The following is a 22,392-nucleotide window of genomic DNA, read 5'->3' on the forward strand; positions in this document are numbered from 1 at the left end:
GTTGTGGCGGCGCGCGCATGGACGCGTGGGCGCGACTAGCCGCCCCGATCGGATCGACCCTGACAACTATCGCGCATGACAGGTCTTAGGAACCGGACGCCGCGCGGCCGGGTCGTATGGTGTCACATGGACCAGCATCCGCTATCCTGAGGGCCAGCGCATCGGCGTCTTCTGGCGCGAAGTGATCCCAATCCCCATTCAAGGCACGAATTACGCCAATCACTGAAAAGCGGCAGCGGTGAAATATGCTAAGAAATTGGAAAAAAGGAAAATGTCCGGGCTGTTTAGGCCTGCACTGACGGCGCTGCATAGAGGCGTTTCTTAGTCCGGAAGCTGGGCGAATATGTCGTCTTGCGCGAGTAGGCGCAGGCGTGACGGTAGAAGCCGAGACGACTCCACACCCGACATCAGGTACGTCTCCTGCGTCGCAGCTTCGTGGCGGTGGGCAGCTCGCCGCTCGAGATCTTCGCCTTCCCGACACAGGTCGGATAGCGAACGCAGCCAAGGAACTTGCCATAGCTGCCGCTCCGTTCGACCAGCCAGCCATCATCGCATTCCGGGCAAGTGGGATAGCTGGCACCGCAGCTACATCGAACTTCGGTCGTCCCATTGACACGGCGTGGCAGTGCGCTTCCGCAGGATGGACAGGCAGGTAGTAGGTTTCCGCAATGTTGTACATGCTCACAACGATACCACAGCCGTCCGTCCTGCCCAGTGACGCCCAGCAAACGCCCACCGCATTCGCCGCAGACGTGGGCCTCCGGCTCAGCTCCGGGGGCCGCCGAGATCCCATAAGCAGGATCTTTCCGAAGCTCGGTGACGAAAGACGATGGCCGCGCGTTCGAGGCAAGGATCGTCAAGGTGTGCCGTGCCCGGGTCATCGCGACATACATGACACGACGCTCTTCTGCGTTCTGGTAGGCTTCCTCCTCCGGCGACACCAGAGACAGGAGCGGGTCGTCGACGATCTCTGACGGGAACCCCATGCGCCCACTGTCGGCGTTCAGCAGGATGACGTGGTCGGCCTCCAGCCCTTTGGAGGCATGGATCGTCTTGAAGCTTATCTTCAGCCGAGAGTAGCGGCGCCTAAGTTCCTGCATGTCCGGCTCGATAAATCGGTATCGGCCAAGGAGAAGTACCGTCGCGGGTTTTGCATCAGGCGCCACAGCGGCTGACATGGCGGCAAGAACCTCGGACAGTTTCCCCTCATCCTCTCCCTTGGAGACGGTCATGATCCGGATCGCAGGTTCGGTCGCTGTTCCGGCCGGGATGATCTGTTTCTGGATCTGCGCCGGGTTCTGCAAAACGAAGGTTCTGGCTGCGAAGGCAATCTGATCGACCGAACGGAAGGTGCGACCCAGATCGACGGTTCGGTGCACTCCTGTCTCACCATCGAAGCTGCCACCGAACTCTGTCCCGAAGTGACGCATCAGGTGTATGTCGGACCCCGCGAAGCGGAAGATCGACTGCCAGTCGTCGCCCACGGCGAAAACACGCACGTCAGGATGCTGGGCTTTCAGCGCCTTCACCAACCGGGCCCGGCTTTGCGAAATGTCCTGGAACTCGTCAACCAGGATGTGGCGGAACGGACTGATGTAGCGCCTCGTCTCTACATAGCCTGCAGCGCGCAGGATCATGTCCTCGAAGTCGATGCGACCGCTGAGGCGCTTCTGGTACTCCTCGAAGACCGGCGTAAAGACATCGAGAAACGCACGTGCTCGCTGACCCAACTTGATCCGCTCGGATTTGGTCTCGCAGTCCTGCAGGCTGTAACCACCGCTCTTGAACTTGCGCAGGAAGGTTCCGAGCAGCTTCGAAAAGTCATCGACCTGGTTCAACTCGACGATCCGGTCATAGATCGTGTTGACCGGTCGGGGTTTCTGGGTGACATGCGGCGCCAGTTTCTCGGCGAGGCCGGTCAGCAGGCGACCCTCCTGCCGTTCATAGCTGTAGGTCTCGATCAAGGTGGTTTGATGCTCGGCGTGGACCTGGCGCTTCCAGTCCATGCTGGCCAAGTATTGGTCGCGGTTCACAAAAGGGGCCGTAAATAGCCGTTCGCTGCCATCGGCCATCTTCTGGCGTCGCACCCCGAAATGCTCGATGTAGATGCCACTTTCGGTCAGCCGAAAGTCCGGCTGGTAATCTCGCCTGCCCGTTTCCGCGATCTTGTGCTCGTAGATGGGCTCGTACTCGTATTCGATGCCGTTCTCATAGAGCCAGTTGGCGATCTGCAGCTCTTCGTAGCTTTTGACCTTTTCTCCCTGCAGTGTCCGCAGGTCTTGCGCTTCCATGTGGGTGTAGAAGTCGTGTTTGGTCTTGAAGTCCCATTCGGTCTTCGGCTCGACCAGGAAATGCGAAAAAAACCGGATGATGGCGTTCGACACGTCCGAGAGCTTGTGGACAAGGTCCTTCAGGATCTGCTTGATCAGGTTGGTGAAGGCCATGTCGTCCGTGGCGTGGTCGGCCAAGGCTGGCTTCGACCCTTCGACGATCCCGATGATGTCGTAGGCAATTGCGTGGAACGTCCGCGCGACGACGGGCACCCCGGATCGGGCCTCGACCCGTTCCGACATCTCTTCTGCCGCGTTCTTCGCGAATGCTAAGAGCAGGATCTCTTGCGGCTGGCGGATGCCCGCCTTGACCAGATAGGCGGCCTTTGCAGTAATGACGCTGGTCTTGCCCGATCCCGCTCCGGCAAGAACGAGCGTCGCATCCTCATCGACGACAACCGAAAGACGCTGTTCCGGCGTCAGCGGCTTGCTCTCAATAGTATCGAAGAAGTCCTTCCAGCGTTCCAGTTCGGCGGAGAGGAAAGCGGCAATGCCATCCGCACGCATCGTGCGCGGGTCAGCGGCAAACTTCCTGACGGGCGCAATACGGGCGGCGGCCTCGGGACCAATGGCATCGATATTCAGCTTCGACAGCAGCGACGCCTCCAGTCGTCGAGCGTCATCCAGTGCAGGTGAGATCTGGCACGCCGCGGGGTATCGGGACGGTGCAGCCAAATCGAGCACCTCGGCAAGGGTCCTGTCCAGTTGCGCCGCTTCTCTCTCGAGGGCTCCGAGATTGAAGCTGGTCCACGCTGCCGCAACCTGTGCTGAGAAATCATGGGCCTCGTGGTTGCCCGCGCCCTTCAGCGTGACAACGTCAGTTTCGCCCGAGCGGATGGTTAGTGAGGTCCCGAGCATTCCCTTCCGAATGGAAGGTGCGGCCACCATCAACCGCAACGGCAAGTCATCAACCCGGCCGCGTCGCGTGATCCGGATGCTATTCCCGTCCAACTCAATCGCACGAGCAAATCGGCCTAGGGGATCAGCAAGGAAACCAAACAGAGGTCGTTGTTGCAGTCGAATCAATGCGCTGAGCCTCGGGATCGCATCTGGTCAGCTTGTCTCTCGGACAAGCCAGACATCAACCATGAACGAAGATCACGGCCAAAGAATGGAAAGTACCATCCCGGCACGTCAGGCTTTTCGGCGTCATTGTCCCATCTGCCACAGATCAGCCTGATTGCGATGCTGTTCTGGCTCATGAGCATCAATCAGGACTTTCTTCGAATGGACTCTATCGACTGGGATGACCGCGCATTTTTCGATGATGACGAGTGGGTGACCTGGTCGGAAATCAATGAACAGTTGCGACACAAGGAATGGCGCGCCAAGTATCCAAACGCTGTTCAAACCATGATCCCCTACTTCGAGTCACTGATCTCGCTTGCTGAAAGCTACCATCTCGAAACTGGACTCCACCTGAACGCCTACGGCGACATCGGTGAACTCTTCGGCGCCATCACATACGGGATCAAATTGAACCGAACCTACGCCCAAGGTGCGGATGGAAGGCTTGGCAACGACCATGTCGAGATCAAGACAATTACTCCCTTCAAGAAGAAGGACGAGGTCTTGGTCGACCTGTCAGGCAACTTCAGCAAGCTGCTTGTCGTCAAGATTAACGAGGCATTTCAGGTATGTGGCCGAATGGTTGATCGCAGGTCCCTTCCGACGCAAAGGGGGCGTTATCTCAGGGTCAGGTGGGCGGACCTGCCGAGTTCAACTTCCGGAAGCTGACGAAAATGCTTACTGTGCGACGATGTCAGTTGTCGCTGCGCACTGACACTTACCGCTCCCCGCTTGGTGCCGAATATTGGAACCTGCAAAGCTGCTCTCCAGCATCGGCTGCCCCCACCACTTAAACGTGCAGGACCAAAACGCGGATAGTCGCTCGAACTATGCGAATGCCGGAAGCAACCTCTGATCAACGCTCAATTGATACAAGGTTACGGCATCGCCGGGAAATCCGAGCGACCGTAGTTCTCGACCATCTTTCGTAGACCAACGGGGGTCACGACCTCGACCTTGTCGCCCCACTGATAAAGGTGCCACGCCATCTCGAGCCAGCCGCTGGCCTGAAAGCGGACAACCAGAGACCCATCCTCTTCCTCCGCAACCTCCTGATCCGGATGAAACTCGAACTCCCTCGCAATGGCGGCTGCCTCGGGCCGGAACCTCCAGACGACTTCGCCAAATTCCTTGTCGGCATGGAAGGACCCGAAGGCTCTCGCGGCATGGGTTGACAGGTCGAACTCGGCATCGCGGGCGAAGGTCTGGATGTCGAGGCGCGCGTGGCGCATCCGGTCCAGCCGGTAGTGCTGGAACCCGCCCGATTTGCCGACCTCCCGGGCGACGAGATACCTACGTACACCGATCAGCAGACCATAGGGCTCGAGGATGCGTTCGCGGGGATTCTTTTCCTTGGGGCCTGCGTAGCTCACGACGAGCCGGAAGGGCCCCTTCAGCGCCTGGGCAATCGTTTCGAGAACCAAAGGCTCGCTCTTCACTCGCGGGCCAGGCCGTGAGGCGTAGCCATAGGCTTCCAGCACCGCCTCGGCATCGGCCTCCGCACGTCGCGCATGGGAACTCGGCATCGTGGCGAGCAGCCGATCCCTGAGCGAGGTCAGTGTCCGGACCTCGTGGATAGCTCCTTCGCGCTCGGCGCGGCGGATGCTCATTTCAAGCGCGGCAAGCTCGCTGTCGCGGATCCCCTGCATCCGCAGAAGGCTCGTGTCCCGCAGCTTCCAGCGGCGGCGGCGATCTGCATCCGTGCGGATCTCGACACCGGGAAAGGCGTCTTCCAGCGCCTTGGTCATGCGCTGTGCCGTGCGATGATCGGCGTCGAACTCCTCAACGATGTCGGCAAGGGACACACCGGCATGACGCGCCGCGGCCATTTCGGCCAGCCGAAGAAGATCTTTAGCCTTGCTCAGGGACATTTGTCCTCCACCCCACACCTCTGCGCACGAGCAAGGTCCAGCAGAACCGCTGCCGCCGAAGAAATATTCAACAAAAACAAGCGATCACACTGGCACTGCGCCGTCCAGTCATCCCTTCGGCCATTTCCGCCAGCCGTTGCCGCGATCGTCCTTTCGGAACGTGTCATCACTTTGGCGGGCCTTGGTCCTGAAATTCCATACTGCATCCGGAAGGCGGGTGAGTACAGGCTCGCGCAGCCTCCCTGACAGGATCTGACACCTTCACCTCTTATTAACGTTTCTGTGGCCGTCGGGGCGATTCCTTCGGTTCACGAGTAACTCAAGGTGAAGAGTATCCCGATGGTCACACCCCCTGCCCCCGTAGCCACCCAGTCCCCTGGCCGGATCCCTGCCCAGACATCTCTGTTTGCTGCTGCACTTATCCTCCTCACGTCGAATCCCATGCAGGGTTCAGGGCTGATGCTCGAAGGTGTCGTCACCCATGTGCGGGACGGGGACACGATTGTGGTCTCCGGGGTTCCCGTCCGTCTGTCGGGCGTGACCGCCGATGAGCTGGGAACAGCCCGAGGCGAAGCAGCCGCAGCGTTCATTCGCGACATGGTGCGTGGAGAAGTCGTGACCTGCGCCCTGACCGGCGAAACCACGCATGACCGTCAGGTCGGCCGCTGCTCCATTGATGGCGAGGACCTCGGCATCAAGCTGATTGCGGCGCGCCTCGCGGGGCGCTGCGCCCGCTACGACCCCGACGGATTCTACCGCGTCCCGCAACAGGACGCGGGCCCCTACACCGGCCTGATGCCGGCCTACTGCATTCCCCGATGACGCTCGGCGACCCCGAGACTGCTTGCCAGAAAGGACCCTGAGATGACGACCAAAGACCTCCCCACCCATTACGAGCGCGGCACGCGCCTGGCCCAGTCCGCGGCCATTGGCTGCTCCGCCTTCGCGGCCCTCGGGACCGCGCTCGGCTACTATGCCGCCGGCGGCCATCCGATCGTCGCGGCCGCCGGGGGGCTGGTGCTTGCCGGCGCGCTCGGCGTGAGCTGGCACATCGCCATCGGCGCGGCGAGCCGGGCCAGGACGGTCCTCGGGACAACCGCGATCATTCTCACGGGCTTTGCCCTGACCGCCGTGGCTATCGGGGCCAGCGCCCAAGCGGTTGTCGTTACGATGGCCGGCAGGAGCGCGCTTTCGGCGGAGCTGATCGAGCGGGTCGAGCCGATCAGCGACGCCCTGGCCACGGCATCGGCGCAATCCGATTTGAGCCCCCTGATCGGCTCGGCCGCATCCATCGCCGCGGGCTATCGCGCAATGGCAGGTCAGGAAGCCAAGGGCGCCTTTGGCAAATCCGGCGAAGGGCCGCGCTTTGCCACGCTAACCCTGGCCGCCGAAGGCTTTGACACAGCCCAACAGACCCTGACGGCGCTCGACGCCAAGTCGGGTGAAATCCATGCCCGCGGCCTCAACGCCATCGCAGCCCTGCGCGCCGCCGCGGCGATGGGCGACCAGGCCGCCTTCCTGACCGCCGCGCAGGACGTCGCCGCCGCCGTGACCGACCTGCAGTCGCTTGATCCCAGTGTGGTGGTGCAGACGACCGGGATCGTCCGCGTCGACGGGGAGACCATCGCCGGTCTCGACGCCCCGACCCAAGGCTGGGTCTCGCAGGCGCAGGCCTGGTCGGATAACCATGCCTCGGTCAGCGTCCCAATCCCCGCCCCGATCAGCCTTGGCGAGGCCGTCCGCGCCCAAGCTTTCGGCGCAGCTCTTCACGCCTGGATCGCCGCCGGCGCAATCGACATGCTGCCGCTGATCGCCCTCCTGCTCATCGTCAGCCTCCGCGCCGAGCCCCTGATGCGCGACCGCATCCAGCCCCCCGAAGAGGCCGAGATAGGCGAACGCGAAGCCGCCCTGCGCAACCGGGAATCCGCCGTCGCGGCCGGATCGGGGATCAGCCGGCTTCATGCGGCGGAGTGATTGCAGCCAGGCCACCTCGTGCGGCTGTCCCGTCAAACACTGACGAAGAGCAGCACCAGACCTTATCGCAAGATTTCCCGCCAAATGTGCGTCACGAGGAAAGATGGCAATGCACGAGCCCAAAGACATCCGCGCGGCCCTGGAAGCAATTACTACATTCTTGCCACGACTGGAGGACCCGGCGTTTCGCGGAGGCACCTGGGTTCATCGCAAGCTCTCCGATGGCCACCGCCAGATGCCGTTTGTGCACTATGACCGCACCATCGTGGAGTTGGTAGAACAGGCCTACCAGCAGCAATGGGTTCGGCGCGATCTGCCGTGGCCGAAATGGAGTCAAACAGCGGAGGCAAAGCGTTTCCGCGATCACCCTGAGGAAATTGCGCAGGCCACTCTGGAACAACTGGTCCTGATAACGACGGCGGACATCAGAGCGGACCGCTTCTGTGAAGGACGGCTGCTCCAGATGATTGAGTCGGGAATGTTACTTCTTATAGTCAGGCGGATGCGAGCGATCTTGACCGAACTCGGTAGCTGAAGAGCCCTGACTGTTTCCTCGAGCCAAACAATCTTCCCCGATCCGCCCAACCTTCGCCAAAATCAAATGGCTGCTTGACGCAAGACAACCGGAAGGTGATCCAATTGGCCGAGCGCGCCCTGTCATTTGAACAGTTGAAAGCCAAGGAGCGCCTGCTCAGGGACGGGTTCCCAGAAACTATGGCCGTCAAGGTGCATCGGGCGATTTCCTGGATCGGCCGGGCGCAATCGGAACCCGACGACCCGGATGCTGCCTTCCTCTTCTACTGGATCGCCTTCAACGCGGCCTACGCTGATGACCAGGACGCGGATACTCCCATCTCGGAAAGGACGCGCTTCGCCTCCGTCCTGCGCCAGATCGTGCGGTTGGACACCTCCGCCACCCTGCAGGGCGCCGTTGCCCAACGGTTTCAGGGGCCGATCAGGAAACTGCTCGAGAACAGGTATGTCTTCCGCCCCTTCTGGCTGAACGTGAATTGGGGAAGCGACGCCGACTGCCAACGCGCCTTCCGTTCTTCGGCGATGGAGGCGCGGCAGTCGATGATCGACAATGATGTCGCGCGAATCCTGATGATCGTTCTCGACCGGCTTTATGTGCTCCGCTGCCAGATGGTGCATGGGGGCACGACCTGGGGCTCCTACGTCAATCGCGATCAGGTGCGCGACGGAGCGGCCATTCTCGGCACTTTCCTTCCCGCCATGATCGACCTGATGCTGGACAACCCAGACGAGGATTGGGGGCGCCCCTTCTACCCGGTCGTGGGCAACCCCAGAAGAGGCGCGTCCGGGTCCGCGAAGCTTCAGGCGGGGACGGCAAGGACAGGTCCTTAGTCAAACCATTCCGGGATGATGAGTGCAACGTTGGCGAGTTTTGACGGGATTGACAGAAAAAATGAGGATTGATCCGCTCTTCACGCGACATCCGGCAACCGGTGCAATACGACCTTTGACGCCCTCGCTGTTGGCCGAGATCTATCTGGTCCCGAAGGCAAAACCGCTGGACCTTGCCTCAGCCATCCGTGCTGACGATCCCTGGGCCGCGAGCCACGCGGCCGCGCCCCGGGAAACCGAAGCGGCGCTGCAGGCGGCTCTCCGCGCCGTGGCGACCGGGACGCCAGAGATGGTTCCGTCGTCCCTGCGCCCCGAGGCCCTGCCGGACGGTCGAGCAAAGCACCATCTCACCGGCATAAAGCAGCTTTGGGAGCGGATGGACGGGACCCTTCCGGACGATCTTGCCATCTGGCGCGATGTCCTGTCCTCCTCCGCATCCGACGCCCTCGAGGCACTTCCCGTCGTCGAGAGTCCGACCTGCCACTTCGCCAGCCCGGCCGAACGCGCGCTGGAAGACCTGTTGAGACATCAGCACGGCACGGTCAGCCACGAAGTCCAGACCGATGGGATCACCCCGCGCTTGGGCATGGCTCCGTTTGCACCGGGCGCCCTGGGGGAAATCCAGGCAGGACTTTCTTCTTCGGAAGCGGCAGTTCCGCCTGACCATAGCGTCGCGTTCTGGGGCCTGCGCGATCCGGCCGAGGAAGCGGCCTTCGCCGCAGGCATGATCCAGAAGCTGCTCGACGATGGCATTGTGGCCTCCCCCGCCGACGTCGCGATCCTGACACCCGGGAGCATATATCCTGCACTCGCCGCCGCGGCCTTCGCGACCGCAGGTCTTCCACTGTCCGGCGGAGAAGGGCCGGCCGTTCGCGATCTTGCCGCCGATCTGATGGTAAATGTGCTGCGCGTGCTTCAGGGACCCGGCGCGAGAATGGCGCTTGCAGCCGCGATCACGTCGCCGCTGATGCCTTGGTCTACCGCGCGCGGAAGCGCGATGGCCCGGCACTTGATGGACCGGGGCCACATCCGCCCCGACCCGGCATCGGCGCCAATGCTGGACCTTTTGCGTGGCCCTGTAATCTCGGTCCGCCAGCTATTTGCGCGACTGGGTGACATTCAGGCAGCCCTTGCTGCAGATTTTCCGCAGGCCCGCGAGACATTCGCTGAACTCATTTGCCGGCTGAGGGCAGCGCTCACGCTTGAGAGCCCGGATTGGACCCTCGCCCGCGCAGTCGTCGATACGGCGCCGAGCCGCGCTCCCGCCGAACGGTTCATCGAGGGCGTAAGCCTCTTCACGGCCGATGCCCTGCCGTGGCGGCGCTGCAAGAGACTGATCGTTCTTGGTGCTGCCGGCGACGCCTATCCGACGTCGGCGGCAACGGATCCGGTCTTTCTTGACCGCGAGAAACTCGAAATTCGCAGGCTGACGAACCTCTGGCTTCCTACGCGCGGGGAAGTGCTGGCGCGGCGTATCGAGCTCTTTCGCCGCCAACTTTGCGCGGCAACGGAGACCGTTGACGTTCTCGTGCCGGCGCTGGATTCCGGCGGGAAAAGGCTTTCGACCTCGACGGCCCATGCGCTGATGGCCAGATGTCTTGGCATTACCACGCCGGCCGAACTCGTCACCGACGTCAGCAAGGTTCCGAAAGGTTCGGTCCCGTCCCTTTCGCGCACCATTCCGCGCGATGAAGATGATGGCCAGCCCGCCCTGCCCGAGACTGGCGAGCTTGCCCTGGGAAGCGATCTTCTGTCACTGCGCAGAACCGACGACGGCAGGGCCAAGCCCCAGTCCCCCTCCCGGCTCGATACGCTCCTTGTCAGCCCTCTCGCATGGACACTGAGCGAACTCGATCTTCACGCCGTGCCCTGGAAACCGGAAAGCCTCGACGTGCTGACACTCGGCTCGCTGGCCCATGACGTGCTGGAGCATGCCTTTCCCGCCAATGCCGCCCTGCCGAGCGAGGCGGCGCTTGCATCGAGCTGCCCGGACCTTGTCGCAGACGCCGTGGCGCGGATCTCTCCTTGGCTGGCGCAGCCTGGCTGGGAAACCGAGCGGGGCGGGCTGGTCCGGGAAATCACAGCAATTGCATCCGCTTGGCGTCGCCGCCTGGAGCAACTCGGGGCGACAGTTCTTGCAAATGAAATCTCCCTGTCCGGCGAGGGCTACGGCCTGATGCTGAACGGCCGAGCCGATTGCCTGCTGCAGATCGCCGACGGTCGCCACGTCATCGTCGATCACAAGCGGTCCCGGTCGGCCAGCCGTGAAAAACGCATGCAGCACGGGTGGGATCTGCAGGTCGAACTCTACCGGGCCATGCTGGCAAGACCAACAACCGCTGCGCCAGTGCCCACATTCTCCGCCATAGCCGTCGCCTACAATTGCCTGCTCGACGACCATGTGCTGTCGAATGGATTGGCCGACGCGCCCGGCATCGACGATCTCGAGAATGACATCTCGGAGTTGGCTGTCGCCGAGCTTGTCCGCCTCGCGGCGAAGCTTGGAGCCGGGCTCGTTCCCCTCGGTCGAGCCGACGATGCCAAGCGGTTCGACAAGGAGCGGGGAATGAAGGCCTATGCGCTCGACGACGCCTTCGTGTCCGCCTTCCTCTTGCCGGTCCCGGATGAACCCTCGGAGGATGCAGAGTGAAACAAGGAATTACCCTCGTCCCTGCCGGGGCCGGGTCGGGCAAGACCCATCGGATCGAGACCGAACTGACCGCGCTGGTGACGTCCGGCGTGATCAGGGCCGAGCGCATCCTGGCTGTCACCTTCACCGAAAGCGCCGCTGACGAATTGAAGGGGCGGCTGCGCGGATCTCTCATGGCCGCCGGTCGCATCGAGGATGCGCTCGCGATTGACCGTGCCTATGTCGGAACCATTCATGGCCTTGGGCTGCGGCTGCTGACCGAACACGCCTTTGCCACGGGTCGCAATCCCTCACTCCGCCTCCTTTCGGAGGCGGAGCGGGACCTTCTCCTGCGCCAGGAGATGGGACATGGCGAGGCGCTGCGACCTGTCCGCGAGAACCTTGGACGATTTGCCTACGCTTGGGACAGGCAGACCGGCAGGAGCGCCGAGGAGCAGTTCCGCTCCAAGGTCATTGCGACCATCGACCTGCTTCGCGGCCTCGGTCCTCGCGGCCTTGATCCAGAGATCGTGCGTGATGCCGAGGCTGAACTGCGCAGGCGGTATGGGCCATGCCTAGCTGACCCTCAGGCGGCGACCGCACGACTTTCGGATGCTGTCCACGCGCTGATGTGCGCCTTTCCGAAGTGTCTGACGGTGCCCAAAAACGTCACGGCAAACAGGGACTTCCGCGCCAACTTTGACAGCCTCCGCAAAGCGTCGCATTCACCCGATCTGCTGACGCAGGATTGGGAGTTGTGGCAGAAGCTGCGCAATCTGCGCCAGTCCAAGCGCGGATGCCCGACCCCGGACGGCTATGATGCCCTCGCCGACGAGGTGATGGCGGCTGCGGCGGTCTTGCCGAGCCACCCCGGTCCGCTCGAGGATGCCTGCATTCATCTCAGGGCGCTGGTGTGCGGGGCCCAGGAGGTGATGGCCGTCTATGCGCAGGCCAAGGTCTCGGCAGGACTGATCGACTATGCCGACATGATTTCCGACACCGAGGCGATCTTGCGGGAACAGCCCGATCTCCTGAACGCAGTGATCGGCGAAATCGACTGTGTGGTGATCGACGAGTTTCAGGATACCAACCCGGTCCAGTTCGCCATGCTGTGGCGTCTTGCCCGACATGCACCACGTTGCCTGATTGTCGGTGACACCAAGCAGTCTATCATGGGCTTCCAGGGTGCGGACCCGCGTCTTTCGGAAGCCCTGAACCGCGCGCTGCCGGAGAGCCTTGATCCACAGCGCGAGAACTGGCGATCGACCCCGCCGGTGATGGAACTTGTCAACGCATTGGGCCAGTCGCTCTTCGACGAAGCCTATGTTTCCCTCGCTGCCACCCGGTCCGACCCCGGACTCCCTTGGCTGGAAGTCGTCGAAGTTCCGGGAAGCAGGTCGAAGGCCGGAAAGCCGCAGGATGCCATCGCTGCGCGCGTCGCCGCGATGATTGCCGACGGCGAGCCTGTCGTCGACCGCAAGACCAGGCAAATCCGCCCCGTCCGCCCCGATGACATCGCGATCCTGTGCTACCGGCATGACCGGGCGCAGGCGCAGGCGGATGTCCTGCGGTCTCTTGGTCTACCGGTGCGGATCCAGGGAGACGGCTGGCGCGAGTGCCTGGCCGTGCGTGTCGCCGGCCATGCGCTTATTTTTGCTGCCGACCCCCATGATGCCCATGCCGCCCTGGCGTTCCTCACCCTTGGCCCCCCCCATGTCCCGATTGAGGAAGCGCTCAGACAGTCCATTTCCGGCGACCTCCTTGTCCATCCCGGACTGGATCCCCTCCGCTTGATTAACCCGAACCTGCTTTCGTTGGCCGATCTTGCGATCAAAGCCGTTTGTGCCGCCGGTCTATGGGATTGGGCCGCCGGGCTGCCCGACCCCCGGTCTGCACGGGCAGACCTCTGCCGCTTCCTGGCCGAGGCCCAGGCTTTCGACGAACTTGCCCCCGAGATCACGGCGGCGGCAGGCTTCCACGGACGACGCGCCAAGACATTCCTGGGCTGGTTGGATGCCCAGTCCGAAAAGGCCTTCAACCGTCGCCCCGACCCGGACGGCTGGTCCTCCGACGGAATCGAGATCGTCACCTGGCACGCAGCAAAGGGCCGGGAATGGCCGGTGGTCGTTGTGGCGGAGCTCGAATACGACTGGAGCGAACGCGGCAACTCTCTTCGGGCCGAATTTGAAGGGTTTGAAGACATCGACAACGTGCTCGATCATGCAGAGCTGGAGTTCACGCCGCACTTCGCAGCAAAGGAACAGACCGCGGCCTTCAAGTCTGCCCGTGAGGACGCCTGCCGAAGCGAGGCACACCGCCTGCTCTATGTCGCGATGACGCGCGCCCGCGACCGCCTTGTTATTGCCCTGCCGCCCGAACCGAGGGAGCCCAGAACGGACTTTGCGACCATCCTTCGAAGCCAATGTGGATTGAAGAACGAGGAGGATGGTGTCTGGCTGGGAGGAAAGCGCTTCACGGCACGGGTCACTGCCCTGCCATCTGTGACGCCAGCAATGGATGACGGACAAACTCGGGCAGCCACCGCGGGCTCGACACTTTTTGCTGAACGACGAGCGCCCATTGTCACCGGCCGCACGCCCCTGCGCGTCGCGCCTTCCTCGCTCGCGACCAAGGCGCCTGCAACACCCGTGCGCACGATCTTCCTGGGTTGCAGGGTCGGAGGGACACCGGATGGCTTCTCGACCGCGACGGATCGCGGCACTGCATGGCATCTGGCATTTCGGGTTCTGTCTCAGCGCCCCGACCTCGCGTCTCGCCTGACCGCATCAACTGGCCTCGATGCCAACACGATCAAAGCCATCGCTGCCCAGGCCGCGGCGGTTACCGGGTGGCTTGGCGGACAGGGCTTCGCTGAACTGGCTTTTGAAGTGCCGATCCAGGTCAAGGATGCGAGCGGATCGGAGATCAACGGCATCATCGACTGCCTCGCCTCCGGCCCGGCAGGGATGCTCATTGTCGACCACAAGTCCGGCCCTGCTCCCGATCCCGCGGCGAGGTTCGAAGACTACCGGGCGCAGCTGATGAGCTATGCGGCGGCTCTGCAAGGCTTACAGCCCGATCGTCCGGTTTTGGGTGTCCTCATCAATTGGATGAACGAGGGCATGGTGACCCATTGCGAGCTGACCGGGTCCAGCGCAGTTCGGGAGGACGCCTGATGTCCTTTCTCGCCTGGATCGACTTCGACCAATCCGACCGCGAGCGGACCCATCGCATCATGGACCTGTTCGCGGAGGAGGAGGCACGCGACGAACTCGGGGTCAGCGCAGTGCGCGACGGACTCTCGGACCTGATGTTTCCAGGGACGAGCACCATCCAGACCCGCCTACGCTACATGCTGTTTGTGCCGTGGATTTACCGGCAGGCACATCGCCACCCGGGGAGTGGACTCGCGCGCGCTGAGGTCGCGCGATCGCTCGAAATCAGGTTGATCGAAGCCCTGATCGCGGGCGGCGAAAAGACGGGAGTCATCGGATCGGTCGCGAAGGGAGCGCTGAAAAGATTCCCGAGTGACGTCTACTGGGCAGGACTTGGAGTGCTGGGTATTCGTCGCTTCCATGGCAGCAGAAGCGCCTATTTCGACCTGCAGCCAGGCGCCGAAGAAAACATCGGTCTCTGGTCGGCAGGGTTGCCCGATGAACAATTGGGCTTCCTTGACGCCACCACTTTCCGGCTCACGCGGGACGAGACCGGGTTCCTGATCGATCGGTTGCATCAGGTTGCACCCCAATCCCTCTTTCGGGAGCTTGTCGGCTCCGGCGATTCCGTTCGCTGCACCTCGATCTGGACGCATCCGATGCGGGCGACCTGGACTGAGGACAATCAGATACTTGTCCAGCATGCCGAGTTTCTTGCCTGCATGGTTCTTGGGGCCAGCCTGCTCTACAACCTCATGCTCTCGGAACTGATGTCGGAGAGGGCCGGAGAGGGATCTGCCTGGCAAGACCGGTCCGACGATTACCGGAGCCGCATCAAAGACTGGCAGAGGGAACTTGAGCAGCTCCCCTTGCAGGACTGGCGTCTCGAGGACCTGTGGCGACGCGTCGGAGCCACGGCGCACCGTGTAACGCCCTTGACCCGTCGCTTCATAGTCGAATGGCTCGAGACAACACGCCAGACCCGCTCGTCCATCTGCGACGATCCGGATGCGCGGCGCATCATCGAACGGCGGGAGCGCACGCTGAAAGGGGCAAAATCGCGCTTCGCCAACACCGCAGCGCTGTCTCGCTGGAGCGGATCCTCCGGAACCCAGGTTATTGGATTCCGGTGGGATCTGGTTTCGTCGCATCTGAAGGATCTGACGAATGCAGAATGAAGCGGCACTCGATCCACAGAACCGGGCCCTATACACCGACATCCTGCGGGCGCCACATGGCTATCGTTTTGATTGCGCCTTGGCCACGACCTATACACTCGACTTCGAGACCGCCCTCGTCATTCCCGCATCGCTGGCCTTCCAGGCGGCCGAGAGTCGAAGCGAGGTTCTCGACACGCCTCTTGCCCTGCTCGAAGGACTCGAGCGCAACGCCCGGCGTATCGCCATTTTCTGTGAATCGGGCCGGATCCAGGGCACCCCGAAAGGGGTCAGCCGCCTGACTGCCCTTCTCGAGGACACAATCACCGAAGTCAGGGCACCGAGAGGCGGTGCGTTCCATCCGAAGATCTGGTTGCTTCGATTCACAGCCGGAAACCGTCCCCCTCGCCTGCGCCTGGCCCTTCTGTCGCGCAACATCACCAAGGACGCCTCGTGGGATCTCTCCCTGGCCCTTGATGGAGCGCGCGGACCAGAGGAGAACCCAGAAAACCAGCCGATTGTTGAGCTGTTGTCCCGGCTACCGGATTTGGCCTCGGGCAGAAGAACTCCGCCTTCGGCCCGCGGGATTTCGGAGACCCTTGCTCAGGATCTCAAGAGCACAATCTGGGACCTTCCGCCGGGGTTCGCACGCGCGAAGTTCGCGGTGAACGGTCTGAGTGAGAAATGCTGGAAGCCGCCAGTCGGCCGCAATCTCGGTGTCATCTCTCCTTTCGTCACCGATGACGCCCTCATCCAGTTGACCCGGGGATTGTCCCCCACCGAGGCACGGCTCCTGTCGCGGGAAGACGAGTTGGCCAATTTGATGGAAGACACGCGATCGCGCTTTGGCAGGATAGATACTCTTGATGACTTCGCCGAGGCAGGTGAGGGCGAAGATGGCGATTCAGACGACGCGATAGGTATGGCAACGGGTCTGCACGCGAAGGTTTTCGTCACGGAGCGCAAAGCAACAACACTAGTCACAGTCGGATCCGGAAACGCGACGACGTCGGCCCTGATCAACGGGCGCAATGTCGAAGTGTTCGCTACCCTGTCCGGACCGACGGAGAAGATCGGATCTACTGAAGATCAGTTTTCCGCTGCTCGGCTGGGAAGATTCCTTCGGCCATACGAGGCGCGCCCTCCCCGGCTCGATTCAGTTGTGCAGGCGGCAGAGAAAAGGGTCGAAGCCGGACTGGCGGCGCTATCGTCGAGTAAGCTGACGATGCGGTGCCGCCGAGATGACGACGCCATCAGGCTGACCTTGTCTGCCGAAAATCTGCGTCTTCCAGACGCTCTCGACCTGCAGGCCTGGCCGTTGGTCGCCGGGCCGAACCACGCGGTCGACGCAGGTCGTCTTGCGGATGCTCCGGTAAAGCTTGGCACCGTCGCTCTTCGGGATGTCACGCGATGGCTTGGCTTCCGGCTTGTCGACCGCGAGGCTGGCATCGACAAACTGGTTTCGATTGGTGCCGAAATCGAAGGACTGCCCGCGGACAGAAACGCGGAAATCCTTCGATCGGTCATCGAAAACCGCGACGCATTTTTGAAATACCTGGCCTTGCTTCTCGACAGCTCCGAACAGGGCATTGGATTTTCAGCGGCCATGCGAAAAGGAAGAGGCTGGAGAGAAGCCGCTGGCGAGGAGGTGCCGCTGTTCGAAGAACTGGTGCGCGCCTTTTCGAGGGACGAGAACCGTTTGGGCGATGTCGACCGGTTGATCGAAAGACTTGGTCCATCTCATGGCACCGACGGCGTGAGTGTCATTCCGGCTGACTTCCTCGACCTCTGGAGAGTGTTCCGGCAGGCCATGCGGCAGGGACGAAACAGGAAGGGAGCCGGTCATGCTTGATCTCCGCTTTTCGGCAGAAACGGCACTTGCCCCTCTCAAGGCCTTCCAGCGAAGGACAGTCGACTATGCCTTTGCGCGGCTGTTTACCGACCCGGATAGAACACGGCAGTTTCTCGTCGCCGACGAAGTCGGGCTGGGCAAGACTATGGTTGCCCGGGGCGTGATCGCCAAGGCCATCGAGCTGATGCAAGACAGCGTTCCAAGGATCGATATCGTCTACATCTGCTCCAATGGTGCAATCGCGCAGCAGAACCTCGCCCGGCTCAATGTGCTGGGCAACCGAGCACATAGCTTGCCTACTCGGCTCACATTGCTTCCGCTCCAGCTTGGCGGGGACAAGGGACTGCGCCGGAACCGCATCAATTTCATCAGTCTGACCCCGGGAACGACCTTCGATCTGAAATCGTCGACCGGGACTGCGAGAGAGCGCGCATTGATCGTCCGGATACTTGACGATCTGCTTACGCCGGGCGACGGGAAATTCGCGCTGTTTCGGGTCGGCTCACGGGAAGACACCTGGCAGGTAACGCTCGCAGACATTCGATTACAGTCGATAGATGAAGAGATTGCTGCAAGGTTCCGCGCCAGAGTTGCCTCCGAACCAGGGCTGCTCGATGACATCAACGATCTCGCCAAAATCTGGATGCCCAGATCCGGCATCGAACGCGCCATGCGAGCCAGGCGCGATCCTCTGATCGCGCGGCTCCGTGGACTTCTGGCGAAGGAATGTGTTGCCGCGCTCGAACCGGATCTCATCATCCTCGACGAGTTCCAGAGATTTCACGAGGTACTTCATGGCACCTCGGAAGCGGCGGAACTTGCTCAACAACTTTTTGAATACATTGATGAAAATGGACAGGAGTGCCGCACACTCCTGCTGTCGGCCACCCCCTATCGGATGTTGACCCTGTCTGGAGACAGTCCGGAAGAAGGGAACCATTACACCGATTTTCTTGAAGTGATGAGGTTCCTGTTTGGGAAAGAAAACGGATTGAGCACCGTCGCCGATCTGGAGAGGGAGCTTCAGCACTACCGCGACTGCATGCTTGCCTTGCCATCCGGGTTCGATGCGGCCAGGGAGGCGAGGGTCAATCTCGAATCCCGCCTGCGCCGAGTTGTCGCCAGAACCGAACGCGTTGGCGAAACGGAAGCCCGCGATTCAATGGTTCGTGAAGTGGCAGAAACGGTCGACGTCATGCCCGCTGATCTGCTCGAAGCACGCGCAGTTTCGGCCGTGGCCGTGGCTGCCCGTGCGCCCGGAACTCTCGAATACTGGAAGTCCGCGCCTTACCTCATGAGTTTCATGCGGGACTACAAGCTTCGAGAGCGACTGGACTCCCAGGCTAACAACCCGACGGTCGAACTGCGCTCTGCACTCAAGTCTGTTCGACCATTCCAGCTGAACCGGTCGGATATTGACCAATATCAGTCCATCCCGCTGAACAACGGCCGGATGCGCGCCCTCAAGCGGCTCGCCTTCGAAGCGGATCTGGCACGGCGTCTTTGGTTGCCGCCCTCTCTTCCCTACTTCGGCGCGAGGATCGAAGCGACCAAGGCACTGGTGTTCTCTGCCTGGTCGATGGTGCCAGATGCGATTTCGGCCCTGCTTTCACATGAGGCAGAGCGTGAAATGGGAATGGGAGCCGATGGACACGGCTATTTCGATCGCCCGACTTCCCGGCCAATTCAGTTCAGGGAAGCCCAGGGGCGGCTGGCCGGGTTGCGGGCCCTCCAACTCGTCTGCCCTTCGCCGACGCTCGCGGCAGCCGTCGATCCGCTGCATATTCTTCGCGAGAACAAGCTGGTTCAGGACCACCATCACCAGCGGATCGCTGCTATGTCGGCCCTGGAGCCCCTTGCACGAGACCTGCATCGCGCACAAACCCCGCCCGATCGGGAAGTCACATGGGATTGGGCATCCCTCGCCTGGATTGACCTCCGCCAAGCCAAGTCGTTTATGGATTGGATCCAGGCGCCGGATGGCCTGACAGCCTGCGGCGACGAGGAAGCATGGCCGGCACATGTCTCAGCGCTGCATGCGGCAGCGCAAGTCGAGGGTCTCCTCGGTTCGGTTGAACTCTCAGATCTGGCGTCCCATCTCGCCGATGTCGCCCTGGGAAGCCCGGCCACCTGTGCGCTCAGGGCCTTTTCCCGAATTGCTCCCGATCTCGAGCTTTCGTCAGCTGTAATGCTCACATCAGCGGCAAAGGTCGGCATGGGATTTCGATCGCTGTTCAACCAGCCGGAGAGCCAGGCGCTTCTGCGCGCCTCAGAAGAAGGCTATTACTGGCAATCGATCCTGCGTTTCTGTGTAGAGCATGACCTGCAATCAGTCCTCGACGAATATGTTCACGTGCTTCTCGAGGCTGAAGGCTTGCAGGGGCATCCGTCCGAAAAGGCAGTGCCGAAACTCGCGGACGCCATGGTCGCAGCTCTTTCCCTGCGGCCGGCACAGATTGATGTCGACCAGTTCGGCATCCGCCGAGGAAAGATCGTCAACACTCCCTTCAGGATGCGTGGGCGCTTTGCAATGCGCCTCGCTCCCCGAGGTGAAGATGAAAGCGGCGAACAGCGGACCGGTCTCGTGCGCGAGGCATTCAACTCGCCATTCCGACCTTTCGTGCTTGCGTCGACATCCGTAGGCCAGGAGGGTCTCGACTTCCATCCATACTGCCACCGTCTCATTCACTGGAACCTCCCTTCCAATCCTGTTGATCTGGAGCAACGGGAAGGACGTGTGCACCGCTACAAGAGTCATGCTGTCCGCCTGAATATAGCGGCTGCTCAGAGTTGCATGATGCTCAACAACGACGATCCAGACCCTTGGGCTTCGATGTTTCGTGCGGCCAAGGCCTCTGCCCAAAGCAATTCCGACCTAGAGCCCTATTGGATCTGCCCTGGCTCAACAAGAGTGGAGCGACACACCTTGTTATTTCCCTTCAGCCGCGAGGTATCGCGACTTGCCTGGCTCAAGCAGTCCGTAGCGGTCTATCGCCTTGCTTTTGGTCAGCCAAGGCAGGACGATCTTCTAGCTTGGCTGAGCAAACTACAAAGTAGCGAACCCGAGCAACCGCTGTCTGAATTTCAGATATCCCTAAAGCCGTGAGCTTCGCATTGCTCAGTGGAAGTGAAGGCAAAGAGATCTGAGGTGTCCCTTGCTTCCAATCACCTTCGGCTCATCCAGTTCGGGAGAAGCCGACCTCGCCGTCAGAACCCACTTCTCCGCCCAACTCAGCCTTAGCGGCAACACATGTCATGAATCTGAATTGAAAGGGTTTCTAGATTGCGGCATGCATCTATGTGAAACATAGCACTTTTCGGCACTTGCCAACGCCACAAGTCTCTGCTTCTCTCAGATTGTTGGGATTTTCCCTCGCCTTTAAGATATATCTGCAACAAAAGAATTTGGAGACGCGTTGCGCCAATCACATCTATAGTCATTTCCACCGAATTTTAATTAGTTGTCTTTTTAGGTAACATCATCCGCTCGAGGACGGAGGGATTTCATGAATACGACCAACGGCTTCGGTTCCTTCATTTTCGACATATATTTCGAAACTAAATCTTTGGATGCCGCAGAGGCCGCCCGCCGCATCGGCAGCGAACCGGTTGCGAGGACCGAGAGCAGCACTTATTTCTGCTGGCATCCGACTGGTAAGCGCCGTGGAGACGACGAAACGATTGTCTGGAATCTTTCTGCCATACTCGGAGATATCTGGTTCTGCATCGACTGGTCGCGCAGTTCATACTGATCTCGGCGAGAGAATCTGATACCCATCCAAGTTATCTATCAAAGATCAAAAAATGGTGAATCCCCATGCAGCAGTTCATCACTGGCCCGCGTATCGACCCGGTTATAAACAAGATCAGAGGCTGTTTATTCGGCGGCGCAGCGGGTGATGCACTTGGCGCCGAGATCGAGTTCTGGGACCTTGCTCGAATCCGCAAGAGTTTCCCCGATGGGCTGACTTCTTTACCGCGGCATGACGGCCGCCGCGCACATATCACTGACGACACCCAAATGACGCTCTTCACTGCAGAGGGTCTGATCTGCGCCATTGTGCGCGCCGGAGATAGAGGAATATGTGCACCCGAGGCGGTAGTACACCACGCGCTGCTGCGGTGGCTTCTGACCCAAAGTGGAAAACCGCGTATGCAGGTTTCCGATGTCGGACTGGTCAACGATGTGCGTCTTCAGATTCGTCGAGCGCCTGGCAATACCTGTCTGTCGGCTCTGGCCGCGGCCAAAAAGTTCGGCGACCCCGCCAACAATGACAGCAAGGGTTGCGGCACAATCATGCGTGTATCTCCCTGCGCCTTGATCGCCGATTCCGCTGGACAGGCCGAACTGCTTGCCCGTGACACCTCGGCGCTCACCCACGGCCATACCCTCGGGATCGAGGCGGCTGTGGCCTTCGCCCGCATACTCTTTGAGGTCTTCAACGGCGCCCCTCTGAAACGCGCGATTGACAAGGTGCGGCTTTCTCCTCCAATCATGGCGGCGCTCGAAGCTGCGCTGAATGCACCACGAGACGGCCGAGCGGAAACTGTTGAGAGCCTTGGCAGTGGCTGGGTCGCCGAAGAAGCTCTTGCGATTGCCATCTATGCGGCACTCGCGGGGCGAGACTTCTGGCATGGTCTGCAGATCGCAGTCACCCATTCCGGCGACAGCGACAGCACCGGTGCAATCGCCGGAAACCTTTTGGGTCTGCTCTACCCCGATCAGGCGCAGGCGTCCCGCACACAGCTCGAATGTTCCGACTTGATCGCTCGGATTGCGCGGGACCTTGCTTTTGCCCGCCGCGATAGTACCGAGTTCGCCGCAGAGTTCGGCGACCAATACCCTGGCTGGTGACGGCAGGATTTTGTGAGCTTCATGCCTGATACAGATCGCCTACATCTGGAATGATCCCGGAGTAGCGCCGAGGCCGGTCACGCTGACCCGCTTTGTCGCGGACTAGCTGTACGGCGCGTTCGCGCACTCCACGGAA

14 protein-coding genes are annotated in these 22,392 nt (G+C 61.3%); 12 read left to right on the forward strand and 2 right to left on the reverse strand.

Annotated features, from left to right (window positions below; all coding sequences use genetic code 11):
- Positions 1-407 precede the first annotated feature (407 nt).
- Positions 408-3,287 (reverse strand): UvrD-helicase domain-containing protein, encoded by a 2,880-nt coding sequence (locus L0V05_RS07660; RefSeq protein ID WP_406565968.1) that lies wholly within the window; start codon positions 3,285-3,287, stop codon positions 408-410.
- Positions 3,288-3,515: 228 nt separating this feature from the next.
- Here L0V05_RS07660 and L0V05_RS07665 point away from each other — a divergent pair, with 228 nt between their 5' ends.
- On the forward strand, positions 3,516-4,067 hold the full coding sequence (locus L0V05_RS07665; RefSeq protein ID WP_234869528.1) for a hypothetical protein: 552 nt from the start codon (positions 3,516-3,518) through the stop codon (positions 4,065-4,067).
- Positions 4,068-4,276: 209 nt separating this feature from the next.
- On the opposite strand, the gene L0V05_RS07670 is transcribed toward L0V05_RS07665, so the two are convergent.
- Positions 4,277-5,269 carry a helix-turn-helix transcriptional regulator gene (locus tag L0V05_RS07670; protein ID WP_234869529.1) on the reverse strand — a complete coding sequence of 331 codons (993 nt, stop codon included), beginning with the start codon at positions 5,267-5,269 and terminating at the stop codon, positions 4,277-4,279.
- Positions 5,270-5,710: 441 nt separating this feature from the next.
- Between L0V05_RS07670 and L0V05_RS07675 the strand changes: the two genes are divergently transcribed.
- The 11 genes from L0V05_RS07675 to L0V05_RS07725 all read left to right on the forward strand — a co-directional run bounded on the left by L0V05_RS07675 (position 5,711) and on the right by L0V05_RS07725 (position 22,256).
- The gene (locus L0V05_RS07675; protein WP_234869530.1) at positions 5,711-6,091 is read left to right on the forward strand and encodes a thermonuclease family protein; all 381 of its coding nucleotides are present in this window, start codon (positions 5,711-5,713) and stop codon (positions 6,089-6,091) included.
- Between the two features lie 42 nt (positions 6,092-6,133).
- Positions 6,134-7,243 carry a hypothetical protein gene (locus tag L0V05_RS07680; protein WP_234869531.1) on the forward strand — a complete coding sequence of 370 codons (1,110 nt, stop codon included), beginning with the start codon at positions 6,134-6,136 and terminating at the stop codon, positions 7,241-7,243.
- Between the two features lie 109 nt (positions 7,244-7,352).
- Complete coding sequence (locus L0V05_RS07685) at positions 7,353-7,778, forward strand: DUF6508 domain-containing protein (protein ID WP_234869532.1); 426 nt, start codon at positions 7,353-7,355, stop codon at positions 7,776-7,778.
- Between the two features lie 179 nt (positions 7,779-7,957).
- On the forward strand, positions 7,958-8,608 hold the full coding sequence (locus L0V05_RS07690) for a HEPN domain-containing protein (RefSeq protein WP_234869533.1): 651 nt from the start codon (positions 7,958-7,960) through the stop codon (positions 8,606-8,608).
- A gap of 61 nt (positions 8,609-8,669) precedes the next feature.
- The gene (locus L0V05_RS07695) at positions 8,670-11,258 is read left to right on the forward strand and encodes a PD-(D/E)XK nuclease family protein (protein ID WP_234869534.1); all 2,589 of its coding nucleotides are present in this window, start codon (positions 8,670-8,672) and stop codon (positions 11,256-11,258) included.
- Positions 11,255-14,413, forward strand: a complete 3,159-nt coding sequence (locus L0V05_RS07700) for a UvrD-helicase domain-containing protein (protein WP_234869535.1) — start codon at positions 11,255-11,257, stop codon at positions 14,411-14,413. Before L0V05_RS07695 ends, L0V05_RS07700 begins: the two co-directional genes overlap by 4 nt.
- Positions 14,413-15,570 (forward strand): DUF6361 family protein, encoded by a 1,158-nt coding sequence (locus tag L0V05_RS07705; protein ID WP_234869536.1) that lies wholly within the window; start codon positions 14,413-14,415, stop codon positions 15,568-15,570. Before L0V05_RS07700 ends, L0V05_RS07705 begins: the two co-directional genes overlap by 1 nt.
- Positions 15,560-17,401, forward strand: a complete 1,842-nt coding sequence (locus L0V05_RS07710; RefSeq protein ID WP_234869537.1) for a phospholipase D family protein — start codon at positions 15,560-15,562, stop codon at positions 17,399-17,401. The genes L0V05_RS07705 and L0V05_RS07710 overlap by 11 nt, the downstream gene beginning before the upstream one ends.
- A complete protein-coding gene (locus tag L0V05_RS07715; RefSeq protein ID WP_234869538.1) occupies positions 17,394-20,507 on the forward strand; it encodes a helicase-related protein in 3,114 nt (1,037 codons plus the stop codon). Before L0V05_RS07710 ends, L0V05_RS07715 begins: the two co-directional genes overlap by 8 nt.
- Positions 20,508-20,907: 400 nt before the next feature.
- Positions 20,908-21,153, forward strand: coding sequence for a hypothetical protein (locus tag L0V05_RS07720; RefSeq protein WP_234869539.1), 246 nt, complete (start codon positions 20,908-20,910; stop codon positions 21,151-21,153).
- Between the two features lie 65 nt (positions 21,154-21,218).
- The gene (locus L0V05_RS07725; RefSeq protein ID WP_234869540.1) at positions 21,219-22,256 is read left to right on the forward strand and encodes an ADP-ribosylglycohydrolase family protein; all 1,038 of its coding nucleotides are present in this window, start codon (positions 21,219-21,221) and stop codon (positions 22,254-22,256) included.
- The last annotated feature ends 136 nt before the right edge of the window (positions 22,257-22,392 follow it).

The organism is Alitabrizicola rongguiensis (assembly GCF_021491355.1).
Classification (GTDB): Bacteria; Pseudomonadota; Alphaproteobacteria; order Rhodobacterales; family Rhodobacteraceae; genus Aliitabrizicola; species Aliitabrizicola rongguiensis.

Excerpts from the sequence above, each read along its gene's own strand:
- L0V05_RS07680 (WP_234869531.1), top strand. The coding sequence starts at position 6,134 with ATGACGACCAAAGACCTCCCCACCCATTACGAGCGCGGCACGCGCCTG.
- L0V05_RS07725 (WP_234869540.1), top strand. The coding sequence starts at position 21,219 with ATGCAGCAGTTCATCACTGGCCCGCGTATCGACCCGGTTATAAACAAG.
- L0V05_RS07710 (WP_234869537.1), top strand. The coding sequence starts at position 15,560 with ATGCAGAATGAAGCGGCACTCGATCCACAGAACCGGGCCCTATACACC.
- L0V05_RS07665 (WP_234869528.1), top strand. The coding sequence starts at position 3,516 with ATGCTGTTCTGGCTCATGAGCATCAATCAGGACTTTCTTCGAATGGAC.
- L0V05_RS07675 (WP_234869530.1), top strand. The coding sequence starts at position 5,711 with ATGCAGGGTTCAGGGCTGATGCTCGAAGGTGTCGTCACCCATGTGCGG.
- L0V05_RS07715 (WP_234869538.1), top strand. The coding sequence starts at position 17,394 with ATGCTTGATCTCCGCTTTTCGGCAGAAACGGCACTTGCCCCTCTCAAG.
- L0V05_RS07690 (WP_234869533.1), top strand. The coding sequence starts at position 7,958 with ATGGCCGTCAAGGTGCATCGGGCGATTTCCTGGATCGGCCGGGCGCAA.
- L0V05_RS07670 (WP_234869529.1), bottom strand. The coding sequence starts at position 5,269 with ATGTCCCTGAGCAAGGCTAAAGATCTTCTTCGGCTGGCCGAAATGGCC.
- L0V05_RS07720 (WP_234869539.1), top strand. The coding sequence starts at position 20,908 with ATGAATACGACCAACGGCTTCGGTTCCTTCATTTTCGACATATATTTC.
- L0V05_RS07695 (WP_234869534.1), top strand. The coding sequence starts at position 8,670 with ATGAGGATTGATCCGCTCTTCACGCGACATCCGGCAACCGGTGCAATA.
- L0V05_RS07685 (WP_234869532.1), top strand. The coding sequence starts at position 7,353 with ATGCACGAGCCCAAAGACATCCGCGCGGCCCTGGAAGCAATTACTACA.
- L0V05_RS07705 (WP_234869536.1), top strand. The coding sequence starts at position 14,413 with ATGTCCTTTCTCGCCTGGATCGACTTCGACCAATCCGACCGCGAGCGG.